Below are 13,278 nucleotides of genomic sequence, written 5' to 3'. Positions count from 1 at the left end.
CGCCCGCAGCGCGTGCTGCCGCGACAACGTTGCGGGTGCCCAGCACGTTAACGCGCCAATGCTCAGCGAGGGGCGCCGCGTTCGACACCACGGCCGCCGTGTGGACAACCACGTCGACCCCCTCCAGCAGGCGCTCCCACGCACCCCGCTCGGCGACGTCGCCGACCGCGGCACGCCCGAGGTCGCCGGAAGGCGGCTCGACGAGGTCGATCCCGCGCGCCTCGACACCGCGCTCGGCGAGGCGCCGACGCACGGTCTGCCCGATAAAGCCCGCGGCGCCCGTTACGAGCACCGCCTTCGCCTCGTTCACTCGCGCGGCCCGTAATTGAGTGGCCCGTGCACGTGCGTCGGCACGACCGGCCACTGCCGCCGCCACGGCGCTAGCTCGGACGAAGGCAAAACCTGTTTCCAGCGGGGATCACGGCGCGAGGGATCGGCGATGGTCTTCTCCTTGACCATCGAGTCGTACTGGTCGATCGAGTCCTCCAGCGTGTTGGCGTTTGGGCACACCTCGCGCCGCATGTTCACGGCGTACTCGCGCACTCCGGGGATCCGCGAGAGGTGGGGCTGCCAGTTGTCGGAAGCGACCCCGTTCTCCGAAGAGACCCAGACACCGTCGGGCGTGTTGATGACCAGCGAGTGATTGCCATCGGTGTGTCCTGGGGTCCAAACGATCGCGACGCCTGGCCCGAGCTCGACGTCGCCGTCGAGCAGCACCAGCCGCTCATTGGGAATCCCGTCGAGCCCGCCCTCGACGTACCAGTACCACTGCATCGGGTGCATCGACTGCAAGGTGGCGACCTCGCGCCACTGCACGAGCAGCTTGGCGTTCGGGAAGTGCGGCAGGATCAGACGCGGATCCTGCACGTGCAGGTGATCGAAGCTGATGTAGTCGACGTCCTCGGGCGCGACGCCGGCAGTGCGCAGCGCCTCGAGCGGTGTCGTGTACTGCTTGTAGGTGAAGTGCTCGAGGAACCGGTAGAGCCGGCTCGATTGCGTCTTCTCGATCATCTGCGTGTAGAAGGGCGCCTCCGCGGAACCCTCCGGCTCCGACGGTTCCCAGACGAGGATGCGTTGGCGCCCCTCGAAGTCGTGGTACCGAACCACGACCATCCGGTTCTTGATCGAGATGTAGGGGTTCAGCGCCCGCGCCGCCCCGTGGAACGCGAACTTCGTGAGGTAGGGCGCCGCCGCAAGATCGATCGACCGCACCGCAATCACCTGGCCCTGCTCCTTGAAGCGGCGCTTGAACTCTTCGACGGCAGCGCGGATCGCCTTCAAGCGGTCACCGCGCGGCCAGATATCGAAAACGCCGTCGAACTCCGGTATCGGCTTCAGGCCCAGCGTCTCCGCCGTGGCTTGCGATGCCATTGGTAGCCCTCCTTCTTGCCCCTTCGGTTGATTGCCCGCAACACCGGACCGGGTAACCCGACTTCGGCTCAGGAGCGCCCTGCGCCGCACTGGCGGGCACCGTTCGGATCGACCACGAACGCGTACGAGCGTCCAGGGATCTTCACCGTGCCCCCGCGTACGAGCCGTGGCCGGAGCTGCGGCACCCGCCCGCCGGGCGCCGTCAGCGGACGGCCGAACCGGCCCCACGCACCGGCACGCTCAGTTGGCGCTCACCCATCAAGCGACGCCACAGCAGCGACGCCCAGTAGTCGGGGTTCGGTCGCAGCGTGCCCTGCTCGAGCAGACCGTAAGTGCCACCTTCGAGCGCCTGTCGGACCACCACCTGCACGCCCGCGCGAGCGAGCTGGCCGAGCTGGTTCAGCCAGAGGAAGCTGGCGGCGAAGCGATCCGAGTAGCCGACCTGGCCGCCGCAGGCAGCCGATCCGGTCTCGCCCAACCAGATCGGCTTGCGCCGCGCGTAGCGGTCGCGCAGCCCCGCGATGTAGCGCAGCGCTGCGAGGTGAGAGTCGAGCCAGCTGGCAGCCAAGGTGTCGCGCGGCACCTTCGGCGGATAGGTGCAGCGGTCGGAGAACGCCGGGTAGAAGTGGTAGTTGATGGCGTCGTAGAGGCTCCCGACCTGCGGCATCACGTCGCGCGCCTCGGGTCCCAGCGGCACCTTGTTACCGCCGAGGATGATCGGCCGTTCGCCGCCCACGTCAGCCGGCGTGAGCAGCGTCCCACTGACGGCGCGTGAGGATGCGCTCGTAGCCAGGGGGCGGTGTGCTGAGCGAGTTGGTCAGGTCGTAGTAGGTGTGGTCGGCCTGAGTGCCGCCGATTCGCAGGTAGGCGGGTCGCCCAGCGGTGAGCGCCTTGGCCAGCCGCACTAGCACCGGACGACCGAAGTCGTAGGGCGGAAAGGTGCGTGTGACGCTCGAATTCGGGTCGGCGAACTCTCCGCCGGTGACGGCGACGATGTCGATTGCGAACGACAAGAACTGCGGCGGGGCGCGACTTGCGGTGCGCGCCCGGGCGAGGTCGGCGCTCGCCGCAACCGCAGCTGCTGGCGCCAGGTAGGCGCCGAGCGCCGCGGCGACAAGGGCGGCGATCAGCGGCCGGGCTCCCCGTCGCCGGGGCAGCCAGTTTTCAAGCAAGGGGACAGGCCTTTGAGCACTCTCACCAGGCACGGTCTTGCGTCGCTGCATTCGCGGCCTACTCCTCCCTTTCGCCGTTTGCCGTGGGGTCCTGCAACGGCTCCCGCCTGCGGCTGATAATACATCTGTCTGCTCTGTTGCTGCAGCAGCAACAGATTGGCATTATGTTTCACATTCCAAGTCGCAGCTCGTTCGTCCGCAGTCGCCGCGATGCGGCGGTGGCAGCACGACGAAGCGGGTCGATCTTCTCCAGGAGAAGACACGCGCTAGGGGTGAAAAACCAACACAGGGGGTGGGTAACCGGGTGCGCCGAGGCGCACCCGGTGCCGTTATGTGAGCCGTACGGCGTGAGCCGCCGAGGCGCCTCCGCTACCAGCGACTGGCGGTAGCGAGTGGCGATACACCCTCCGCAGCCGTCAAGCTTGCGCTGACAACCGTGCCAGCAACCGCCGCGAACACGCCAAGCCACGAGCCGCCGGCCCCCTGCCTCGCCTACCGGGCGTATCGGCTCGGCTTTCCCGAGCGCCAAGCGCGGGCCTTTGCGGTTGCCCGCGATTGGTATGCGCGGGGTCGCAAGCTCGACATGCGCGCGTTGGCGAGCGAGCTCGGCGTCAGCCGGCCGACGCTCTACCGCTGGGTCGGAAGCCGCGAACGGCTACTCGAAGACGTGATTTGGTCGTTTGCCGAGGAGCTGCTAGCGGTCGCCGTGCGACGCGCACGCGGCGACGGCTCTGCGCGCATCATGAGCATCCTGCGCGAGTTCACCGCGCAGATCGTTGCTGCGCCGGCGTTGCGTCGCTTCTTGGAGATGGATGCCGAGATCGCGCTGCGCGTCTTGACCCGGCGCGACGGCGGTGTGGAGGGGCGTTTGGTGCGTGCGGTCGCGGAGCTCCTCGACGACGAGGTGCGCGCCAGCGGCCTGTCGCTTCCTCTCGAGACACCGGAGATGGCGTACCTGATCGTGCGGGTCGTCGAAGCGTTCCTCTACAACGACGCGATCGCCGCGCTCGAGCCGGATCTCGAGGCGGCCGCGATGGTCGTGGAGCTGCTGCTGAAAGGGGCGCAGCCGTCGGCTGGCGCGAAGTCGTCGCACCTTCAGCAGCCGCTACCGGTAAGGCACTGAAGGGCGCCCACCGTCCCCGCCTGCGGTCATGCTTGCCACGTATGGACGAAAGGGAGGACGCGAAGCGCGACGCCGGGGGTCCCGGCGAGACCCATCCGATATCGTCGGCGCCACCGCCAACGCCCGCTTACCAAGCCTGGCTTGCGGGATCGCGGAGCCGCCAAGCGCAAGCGTTCGAGGTCGCGCGGCGCTGGTATCTCGCCGGGCGTCGGCTGGAGATGCTCGCCCTCGCCGAGGAACTGGGCGTCAGTCGACCAACCCTCTACCGCTGGGCGGGTAGCCGCGAGCAGCTCTTGGCGGACGTCATCTGGTCGTTTGCCGACGAGCTCTTCCGGACTGCCGCCGAGCGCGCCCCGGGAAGCGGTGCCGAGCGAATCGTCGAGGTCGTGCGACGCTTCACCTATTGGGTTGCGGAAGCCGAACCGCTAAGGCGCTTCTTGGAAGCCGACGCGGAGCGCGCCCTGAGAATCCTCACGCGCCGCCACGGCGGTGTGCAGGGGCGTCTAGTCGAAGCCTACGAGCGGCTGCTGCGCGAGGAGGTCGAGCGTTCAGAGCTCGCACTTCCGCTGGCCCCCTCGCTGTTCGCTTACGTGATCGTCCGCGTCGGCGAGGCGTTCCTCTACAACGACGCGATCGCAGCACTCGAGCCGGACATCGAGAGCTTGTTGGCGGTGATCCGGGTCCTCTTGGCCGTGGAGCCGGATGCCTGAGGCCGCCGCGCCCGCCGCTCCGGCCGGCGGCTCGGCGAAGGCCCTAGATGTCGAGCTCCACCCGACGCTCCTCGCCGCCGGCACCAGCGGGCGGCCGAATGATCAGCTCGAGCGGCCGATTCTCCGTGTTCGCGAGCGGCAAGCGGAACAGCAGCATCGCTCCCGCCGTGGGGCCAAGCTGCGCGATCGATCCCTCCTCGGGAATGCACTCGTTGGGCTGGAGCGTGCCCGGGTGGTAGGCGAAGGGGTTGTCGCGCGGCAAGGGCGTCGGCTTGAACGTGTTGCCCTGGTTGTCGACGATTTCGAAGTCGTCGGTTGCACGCGCGGGCCGATTGCCGCGGTTGCAGACCTGCATAAAAACGCCGTAGAGCGCTTCACCCGGACGCGCCTCGGGGCCCTTGTAGTAGGCGTTGTCGGGAGGGATGCGAAGGTTGAGCTGGCGGGTGATGAAGACGTCGTAGTCGAGACCCGCGATTGGTATCCGTAGGCCCTCGCGCGCAGCCTCGTCGACGCCGAGCTTCGCCGTGTCGGTGCCGCATCCAACCGCGAGCACGCCGACCAGCAGCAGAGGGATTAGCAAGCGGGCTGAGCGAAGCTGCATCGCGGAGCGGCAGTCTACCCGGCGACCGGCGCCTGGCGCTCTGCGGGAGCACTGGGGCCGGGACCAGTGGCTACTGCGTCGCGCGACCGCTCACCGGCCCAGCGACGGCCGCATCTGGGGTCGCTACCCGCGTGCGCGCCGAAGCGCGGACCCTTCTCGGGCTCGAAACCAGCGATCGAAGCGCGCAGCAGCGGTTTCGACGGTGGCTCCTCGAAAACCATCCGCAGCCGTTCGAGAGCCTCTGCCACTCGTCGCTTCAGCCAGCGTGCACACAGCGCGTCGCGCAGGCGGTCGGCCAGCCGCATCGGATAGGTCTCCGCCTGCAACTCGAGACGCGTGCAACCCGCCTCCTCAGCCATGAAAGAGAGCGCAATCGCCGCGCGGTTGCGCCCGACTCGGCCGTAGCGCACCCGCAACAACAACTCGCGTGGCCGTTCGGCGGCGTAGATATCGAGCTCCGCATAGGGCTTGCCGTACGGCGAGCGCACACGGAACCGAGCGGCGGCACCCCGTCCCACGGGATTGGCGCGTGCCAAGCGGAAGTCGTCGACGAAATGGTCGACGACCGCGGGCCACGCGGCGAGATCCGCCACGAAGTCGTAGACCCGCTCGGGAGCTGCGCAGATCGTCTTCGCCAGAGTGAAGGCCGCCACGAGCCGCAGATGCTACCGGCGGCCACTGGCCAGGACGAAGTGTCGCGCGCGCCGCCCGCGGTCGCTCAGGCGGCGCGCGGTCGGTACGAGCGGCTGCGCGGCGCGACCACCAGCCGCCGCGCGAGCGCGCGCACCCGTTCGCTGCGCACCGATCGACGGCGCTCCTCGGGAAGGCGGGCGAGACAGAGATCGCAGAGGGTCTCGCCCCCATCGAGCTCGTGCCAGCGCTCGCCCGTCAGCAGGGTGCGAGCGCAGCCGCTGCAGCGAAGCTCGCTGGTCGGCGCCAGGCCGACGCTGTGGCGTACAAGGAGTTGCGCGATGTCGGGCATGGCTCGAGGTTCGCCGACGAAGCGGACGTTCCTGCAAGCGTGTGGCCCAGGCCAAAAATGGGTACTAAGCGTTTGAACCGTCCGACAGGTGCCCGCTGCTTGAGGTGCGCCCGTCGCACGGCGCGACCGACGCTCACGCAGGAGGAGCAGGGACAGGCATGGGACGTCCGAAGTTCGAGCCGGTCCGTGAAGCCGGCACATACCATTGCGATGGCTGTGGGTACTTGATCGCACTGCGGGAGGGCGAAGAACTGCCGGCCTGCCCGATGTGCGGCGCCACCACGTTCCGCCGCCACTCGCTGTTCGATCCCCGCGACCCGTTTGGGGCGACGACCGAGACGCAGCTCGACGCGACCGGGCCGTTGCGCAGCGGCGAGCGCCCACCTTGGTTGGAGGAGCTGGCGGCCGAACTGAGCTCAAGCGAAGGCTGCTTCCTTGTCTATGAGACCGCGGACGGAGGTATCGAGCGCGTCGAACTGGCGGCTGGCTGGACTCGCATCGGCCGCTCGATCGCAGCGCAGGTACGCCTCGACGACCCCACCGTGTCGCGCCGGCACGCGCTCGTGTACGTCGACGAGGCGGGTGCGCGGATCCTCGACGACCGCTCTCTGAACGGGGTTTTCGTGAACGGCGAGCGCGTCGAACTGGTGGAGCTGGAACACGGCGACGAGGTCACGATCGGGCGCTACCGACTCTTCTTCTTAAGCGGGGGCTACAGCCACGAGAACCGAGCGGCGCCGACCGCGGGGCTCGAGTCGGCGCACGAAGACGCCGTCGCGTGACGGCGGGGGACCGAGGGCCGGGTCCCGTCTAGCGAGGGGTGCCGGGGGCGGCGAAACCGCCCCCCTCCCCGTCCCCGCGGAACCTTCCCGCCCGGCCGGAGCGATTCCCAGAGACGCTCGTTGCTCGTCGGCTGCTGATCGCCCTGCTAGAGGGGTCGCCCTGCTCGAGGGATGTCCCTGCTCGAGGGGCTCGTCCGGGGCCCCGTCGACGCGCTGGCCCGCTACCGGCCGTCGCGCGGACCGACCCAGAAGGCCTCGCCGACGGTGACCGATCCGGCCACCTCCGCTTGGTGGCGCAACGAGTTGGGATCGCCGTCTTCGTAGGCGAACAAGGCCTCCGCAGGCAGTCGTCTGAGCTCGCCGGTACCGCCGAGATAACGGTCGACCACGCGGGCACAGCGGCGCCCCTCGGCAATCGCTGTCACCACCAGCGACTGGCCGATGCGCGCATCGCCGCACGCGAACACGCCCTCGACGGAGGTTCCGTAGACCGGCGCTCGCACGTTGCCGCGCGCGTCGAGGTCGAGTTGCAGCTCCTTGATCGGACCCTCGTGCTCGGGATGCGCGAACCCGATCGCGATCAAAACGAGGTCCGCCGGCTCGACGAACTCGCTGCCGGGGATCGGGCGCAGGTCACGCGAGCTCGTACCTTCGACGCGACGCGCCCGCACCGCCGTCACATGGTCGCCGTCGCCGAGGATCTCGACCACTTCGCAGCCGAAGCGCCGCTTGCCCCCCTCCTCGAGCGCATAGGTCGTCGGGGTGCGCTTGGGCGGCAGCGGCCAGGGCGACATCGGCGGACGCCCGGACGGCGGCAGCGGCGGATAGACGTCGAGCATCAGGACGTCGCGCGCGCCTTCGCGGAGGGCGTTGGAGATGCAGTCCATCCCGGTGTCGCCGCCGCCGACGACTACGACGCGCTTGCCCCGCGCCGTTATCTCGGCCCCAGGCGGCACATCGCGCGCCGGCCGGCCCTCCATGCGCGCCACCGCACGGTTGCGCTGGTAGAGGTAGTCCATCGCGAAGTGCACACCGCGAAGTTCCCGTCCGGGGACCTCGAGATCGCGGTGCACGCGCGAACCGATCGCGATCACGAGGGCGTCATGTCGGCGGCGGAGCTCCTCGGTCGAGACGCTGCGCCCGACGTCGCAGTCGCATTCGAAGCGCACGCCCTCTTCCTCGAGGAGGCGGACGCGTCGGTCGATCACCCACTTCTCGAGCTTGGCGTCGGGCACACCGAAGCGCATCAACCCGCCCGGCCCTTCGTCGCGCTCGTAGACAGTGACCAGGTGCCCACGCTTGTTGAGCTCGGCCGCAACCGCCAGCCCGGCGGGACCGGAGCCGATTACACCGACGGTCTTACCGCTGCGCTGGTCGGGCGGCTCGGGCTTGATCCAACCCTCCTCGAAACCCTTGGTCACGATCGCGAGCTCGATCTGCTCGATCGTCACCGGGTCCGCGTTGATGTCGAGCACGCAAGCCGACTCGCAAGGCGCCGGGCAGATGGTCCCGGTGAACTCCGGGAAGTTATTGGTGGCGTGCAACTTGACCAGCGCGTCCCGCCAGCGGCCGCGCCAGACGAGGTCGTTCCAGTCGGGAATCAGGTTGCCGAGCGGGCACCCCTCGTGACAGAAGGGAACGCCGCAGTCCATGCAGCGCGCGCCCTGCTCGCGCAGGGTGTTCTCGTCCTGCAGCGAGAAGTAACGCGCGTAGTCGCGCACGCGCTCACGCGGGTCCCGCTTGACGAAGGCTCGGCGCGGGTATTCGAGGAAGCCGCGTAGCTTGCCCACCGCTAACTCCCGACTGGTTCCGGGCCGGCGGCGGCCGCCTCGTGACCGGGGGCGAGCCCCGAAGCACGCCCATCGCCGCCGTTGTCCAACGCTCCCACTAAGGCCAGCGGCTCGGCCGCTTCCGACGGCAGGCGCCCACGGCGGTCTGCAAGCTCGGCCAGCGCCCGCTTGTAGTCGTGCGGCATCACCTTCACGAACCGTTCCAACGACTGCGGCCAGGCGGCGAGCAGGCGCTCGGCGAGCGGCGAGCCGGTGCGTCGCTGGTGCTCCTCGATCCAGCCGTGCAGCTCGAGCGCCTCGTCGGGCGTGATCTCATCGAAGCCCACGAGCTCGGTGTTGCAACGCTCGCGGAAGCGGCCGTCGACGTCGAGCACGTAGGCGATGCCGCCGCTCATGCCCGCAGCGAAGTTGATGCCGGTCGGCCCGAGCACGACCACACGACCGCCCGTCATGTACTCGCAGCCGTGGTCACCGACGCCCTCGACGACCGCGATCGCCCCCGAGTTGCGCACACAGAAGCGTTCGCCGGCCAACCCGCGGAAGAACGCCTTGCCGGACGTCGCGCCGTAGAGGACGACGTTGCCCACGACCACGTTGCGCTCGGCATCGAACGCGGCTCCCTCCGGTGGCCTCACGACCAGCGTGCCGCCCGACAAGCCTTTGCCCGCATAGTCGTTGGCATCGCCGCGCAAGACGAAGGTCACACCGGGCGCCAGCCAGGCACCGAAGCTCTGGCCCGCGGAGCCCTCGAACTCGACCTCGATCGTGCCGTCCGGCAGCGCGTCGAAGCCGCGTACGCGCGCGATCTCGCTCGACAGGAGGCCACCGACGGCGCGTTCCGGGTTTCGAATCTTGCGCCGCAGACGCACGGGCCGCCCCTTCTCGATCGCGGGGCGCGCACTTGCGATCAACTGGTGGTCGGTGTGGTCGTCGAGCACCGGGTCGGGGCCGCGCGTGCGACAACGCGGCGCCTCGGGATCGATGCCCTCCGGGACCGCCAAGAGCGGTCGCAGGTCGAGCCCGCGGGCTTTCCAATGGTCGATCGCGGGATCCGGTTCGAGCAGTTCAGTGCGCCCGATCAGCTCCTGCATCGTGCGCACGCCGAGCGACGCCATGATCCGGCGTGCCTCCTCCGCCACCAGCCACAGGTAGTTGACGACGTGATCGGGCTGACCGGCGAAGCGCTCGCGCAAGACCGGGTCTTGGGTAGCCACCCCGACCGGGCAGGTGTTGAGGTGGCACACCCGCATCATCACGCAGCCGAGGGCGATCAGCGGGGCGGTCGAGAAACCGAACTCGTCGGCACCGAGGATCGCTGCCACCACGACGTCGCGGCCGGTGCGCATCTGTCCGTCGACCTCGACCAGGATCCGCGAGCGCAGATCGTTGCGCAGCAACGTCTGTTGCGTCTCAGCAAGCCCGATCTCCCATGGAATACCGGCGTGCTGGATCGAGGAGAGCGGCGACGCCCCGGTGCCGCCGTCGTGACCGGCGATCACCACGTGGTCGGCGTTGGCCTTGGCGACTCCGGCAGCGACCGTACCGACCCCAACCTCGGCGACCAGCTTCACCGAGATGCGCGCACGCGGGTTAGCGCAGCGCAGGTCGTAGATCAGCTGCTTGAGGTCCTCGATCGAGTAGATGTCGTGGTGTGGCGGTGGCGAGATCAGGCCGACGCCCGGCGTCGAGTGGCGGAGCTTGGCGATGTACTCGTTGACCTTGTGGCCGGGGAGCTGACCGCCTTCGCCCGGCTTCGCTCCTTGCGCGATCTTGATCTGGATCTCGTCGGAGTTGACGAGGTAGTGGATCGTGACGCCGAAACGACCGGACGCCACCTGCTTGATCGCCGAGCGCCGCTCGTCGAGGTAGCGGGCAGGATCCTCGCCGCCCTCCCCGGTGTTCGACTTACCGCCGAGGCGATTCATCGCGATCGCCAGCGTTTCGTGCGCCTCTGGGGAGAGCGCACCGAGGCTCATTCCACCCGATTTGAAGCGCTTGAGGATCTCCGTGGTGGGTTCGACCTCGTCGAGGGGGATCGGGTCGCGATCGGTACGGAAGCGCAGCAGGCCGCGCAGCGTCGTCCGCGGCAGCGCGACCTCGTTGACGTAGCGAGCGAAGCGCTCGTAGGCGTCGGCGCTGCCCTCGCGGCGGGCCGCATGCTGGAGGTTGGCGATCGTTTCGGGGTTCCAGCCGTGGTACTCGCCGTCGCGACGCCACTGGTAGATGCCGCCGTGCGGGAGCAGTTCCGACTCGGCGGTCGGGTAGGCACGGGCGTGGCGGTCGAGCGCCTCGCGGGCGAGGACCTCGAGACCGACGCCGCCGACCCGCGATGGCGTGCCGGTGAAGTAGCGGTCCACGAGCTCGCGCTCGAGACCGACGGCCTCGAAGATCTGCGCGCCGGTGTACGAGGCGATCGTCGAGATCCCCATTTTCGAGAGGATCTTGAGGAGCCCCTTGCCGATCGCCTTGATCACGCGCCGCTCGGCCTCCTCGAGCGAGACGTCGTCGGCTAGCCAACCTTCGCGCTTGACCGTCGACAGCGACTCGAACATCAGGTACGGGTTGACCGCTGCCGCGCCGTAACCGATCAGGCAGGCAATGTGATGGACCTCGCGCGCCTCGCCGGTCTCCACCACGAGACCGGTGCACAAGCGGGTCCCTTCACGCACCAGGCGGTGGTGCACGGCCGACGTCGCGAGCAAAGCCGGGATCGCCGCACGCTCGGCGCCGAGGTTGCGGTCGGACAGGATCAGGATGTTCACCCCGCGCTCGACGAGCTGCGCCGCCTCGTCGCAGATCGCCTCGAGACGACGCTCCATTCCCGCAGGCCCCTCGGCGACCGGCCAGGTGATGTCGATCGTGCGTGCCCAGAACACCTCGTGATCGACCTGGCGCAGCCGCTCCAGTTCGCCGTTGCGCAGGATCGGCTGCGGCATCACCAGCTGGTGGCAGTGCTCGGGTGTCTCGTCGAGCAGGTTCACCTCCGGCCCGATGCAGGCCTTGAGGCTCATCACCACCGACTCGCGGATCGGGTCGATGGCCGGGTTCGTGACCTGAGCGAACAGCTGCTTGAAGTACCTGAACAGCGATGGCCGCTGATCAGAAAGAACGGCGAGCGCGGTGTCGTTGCCCATCGAGCCGGTCGGCTCGGCGCCGTCCCGGGCCATCGGCGCGAGGATCGTGCGGATGTCCTCCTCGGTCCAGCCGAAGGCGAGCTGGCGCGCACGCAGTGGCTCGACGCGCGGCACCCGCGGCTTGCGGTCGGGCAAATCGTCGATGTGCACGACGCGCTCCCGCAACCACTTGCCGTAGGGGCGCCGCAGCGCTAGCTCGCGCTTGATCTCCTCGTCCGGGACGATCCGCTCCTGCTCGAGGTCGACGAGGAAGAGCTTGCCGGGGCGCAGCCGCCCTTTCGCCTCGATCTGCCCGGGGTCGCAATCGAAAACGCCCGCTTCGGACGCCAGGACCACCCAGCCGTCGCGGGTCACGAGCCAGCGGCCCGGGCGCAGACCGTTGCGATCGAGCGTCGCGCCGACCACCCGACCGTCGCTGAAGGCCACCGCGGCTGGTCCATCCCAAGGCTCGATCAACGACTCGTGGTAGGCGTAGAAGTCGCGCAGCTCCTGCGGCACGTCGGAGCGCTGCTCGTACGCCTCGGGAATCAGCATCGTGATGGCGTGCGCCGGCGAACGGCCGCCGAGCACCAACAGCTCGAAGACGCGGTCGAGCGACGCCGAATCGGAGAGGTCCTCGCTCAGCAGACCTCGGATCTTCTCGATGTCGTCGCCGAACAGGGGCGACGCGAGCTGGCTCTCGCGGGCGCGCATCCAGTTGCGGTTGCCACGCAGCGTGTTGATCTCACCGTTGTGCGCCAGCATCCGGTAGGGGTGCGCGAGCTCCCAGCTCGGGAAGGTGTTGGTCGAGAAGCGCGAGTGGACGATCGCTAGGCGCGACGCCAGGCGCGGGTCGCGCAGATCGGGGTAGAAGCGGGGCAGCTGAGGGGCCGTCAACATCCCCTTGTAGACGATTGTGCGCGACGAGAAAGAGGGGATCGCGAGACCGTCGATACCGGCGCGCTCGATCAGCCTCCGGATCACGTATAGGCGGCGCTCAAACGCGTCCTGGTCGCCGAGGTCCGGCGAGGCCGCCACGAACAGCTGCTCGATCCGCGGCGCACAAGCCCTAGCGGTGCGCCCGCAGGCGTCTTCGCAAACCGGAACTGGGCGCCACCCGAGCAGCCGCTGACCGTGCTCGCTGACCGTGCGCTCGAAAACCGTTCGGGCTTCGGCGGCACGCTCGGGATCGCGCGGCAGGAACACCATTGCGGCCGCGTAGCGGCCGGGTTCGGGAAGTTCGAAGGGCAGCTCTGCCCGGAAGAAGGCGTCGGGAAGCTGCAACAGGATCCCCGCTCCATCGCCGGTTTCCGGGTCGGCACCAGCTGCCCCCCGATGCTCGAGCCGCTCGAGCGCCTCGAGCGCGCGCTCCACCACCTCGTGCGAGGCAGGAGCCCGCAAACGCGCGACGAAAGCGACGCCGCACGCGTCGTGCTCGTAGGCCGCGTCGTACAGCCCGCGGGGGGCCTGTTCTCTTGCGCTCACGTTCATAGAGGAGGAGGCCTCCCGCTGGCTTCGGGTGCGCGGACAGCGGGGCCGGATAAGCGTACCAGCGGCCGCTCGGCGCAAGCGATTCTTGTGCTTCCTGCGCGCGACGCGGGAAGGTGTTTGGACAGTCTCCGGCCGCGGCTGCG

At 69.0% G+C, this 13,278-nt stretch carries 11 protein-coding genes and 1 pseudogene; 3 read left to right on the top strand and 9 right to left on the bottom strand.

From position 1 onward, the window contains the following. Positions 1-13: 13 nt before the first annotated feature. The 4 genes and pseudogenes from BLW41_RS11515 to BLW41_RS05690 all read right to left on the bottom strand — a co-directional run. A pseudogene (locus BLW41_RS11515) lies at positions 14-253 on the bottom strand (SDR family oxidoreductase); the annotation flags it as partial. A 53-nt stretch (positions 254-306) separates the two neighbouring features. Further along, positions 307-1,371: an MBL fold metallo-hydrolase gene (locus BLW41_RS05700; protein ID WP_093117007.1), complete on the bottom strand. Its 1,065-nt coding sequence runs from the start codon at positions 1,369-1,371 to the stop codon at positions 307-309. 202 nt (positions 1,372-1,573) lie between these two features. After that, positions 1,574-2,107, bottom strand: a complete 534-nt coding sequence (locus BLW41_RS05695) for a hypothetical protein (protein WP_093117005.1) — start codon at positions 2,105-2,107, stop codon at positions 1,574-1,576. 1 nt (position 2,108) lies between these two features. Then, entirely contained in the window at positions 2,109-2,594 is a 486-nt protein-coding gene (locus BLW41_RS05690) for a hypothetical protein (protein WP_143038609.1), read from the bottom strand. A gap of 385 nt (positions 2,595-2,979) precedes the next feature. Between BLW41_RS05690 and BLW41_RS05685 the strand changes: the two genes are divergently transcribed. Together BLW41_RS05685 and BLW41_RS05680 are read left to right on the top strand one after the other, a co-directional pair. Further along, positions 2,980-3,666: a QsdR family transcriptional regulator gene (locus BLW41_RS05685; RefSeq protein ID WP_093117001.1), complete on the top strand. Its 687-nt coding sequence runs from the start codon at positions 2,980-2,982 to the stop codon at positions 3,664-3,666. A gap of 41 nt (positions 3,667-3,707) precedes the next feature. Next, positions 3,708-4,376 carry a QsdR family transcriptional regulator gene (locus BLW41_RS05680; RefSeq protein WP_093116999.1) on the top strand — a complete coding sequence of 223 codons (669 nt, stop codon included), beginning with the start codon at positions 3,708-3,710 and terminating at the stop codon, positions 4,374-4,376. Between the two features lie 43 nt (positions 4,377-4,419). Here BLW41_RS05680 and BLW41_RS05675 read toward each other — a convergent pair whose 3' ends face one another. The 3 genes from BLW41_RS05675 to BLW41_RS05665 form a co-directional block, all read right to left on the bottom strand. Continuing rightward, the gene (locus tag BLW41_RS05675; RefSeq protein ID WP_093116997.1) at positions 4,420-4,977 is read right to left on the bottom strand and encodes a hypothetical protein; all 558 of its coding nucleotides are present in this window, start codon (positions 4,975-4,977) and stop codon (positions 4,420-4,422) included. Between the two features lie 14 nt (positions 4,978-4,991). Next, positions 4,992-5,630 carry an SRPBCC family protein gene (locus BLW41_RS05670; RefSeq protein WP_177169356.1) on the bottom strand — a complete coding sequence of 213 codons (639 nt, stop codon included), beginning with the start codon at positions 5,628-5,630 and terminating at the stop codon, positions 4,992-4,994. A gap of 65 nt (positions 5,631-5,695) precedes the next feature. Next, positions 5,696-5,959 carry a hypothetical protein gene (locus tag BLW41_RS05665; RefSeq protein ID WP_093116994.1) on the bottom strand — a complete coding sequence of 88 codons (264 nt, stop codon included), beginning with the start codon at positions 5,957-5,959 and terminating at the stop codon, positions 5,696-5,698. A 158-nt stretch (positions 5,960-6,117) separates the two neighbouring features. Here BLW41_RS05665 and BLW41_RS05660 point away from each other — a divergent pair, with 158 nt between their 5' ends. Then, a complete protein-coding gene (locus BLW41_RS05660) occupies positions 6,118-6,741 on the top strand; it encodes an FHA domain-containing protein (RefSeq protein ID WP_093116992.1) in 624 nt (207 codons plus the stop codon). A gap of 221 nt (positions 6,742-6,962) precedes the next feature. On the opposite strand, the gene BLW41_RS05655 is transcribed toward BLW41_RS05660, so the two are convergent. Both BLW41_RS05655 and gltB read right to left on the bottom strand, forming a co-directional pair. Continuing rightward, entirely contained in the window at positions 6,963-8,531 is a 1,569-nt protein-coding gene (locus BLW41_RS05655) for a glutamate synthase subunit beta (protein WP_093116990.1), read from the bottom strand. A gap of 2 nt (positions 8,532-8,533) precedes the next feature. After that, positions 8,534-13,135, bottom strand: coding sequence for a glutamate synthase large subunit (gltB, locus tag BLW41_RS05650; protein ID WP_093116988.1), 4,602 nt, complete (start codon positions 13,133-13,135; stop codon positions 8,534-8,536). Between the last annotated feature and the right edge of the window lie 143 nt (positions 13,136-13,278).

This window comes from Thermoleophilum album, from assembly GCF_900108055.1.
Classification (GTDB): Bacteria; Actinomycetota; Thermoleophilia; order Solirubrobacterales; family Thermoleophilaceae; genus Thermoleophilum; species Thermoleophilum album.
The sequence above is the reverse complement of the archived record's forward strand: the minus strand, read 5'-3'. Positions and strand labels throughout refer to the sequence as shown.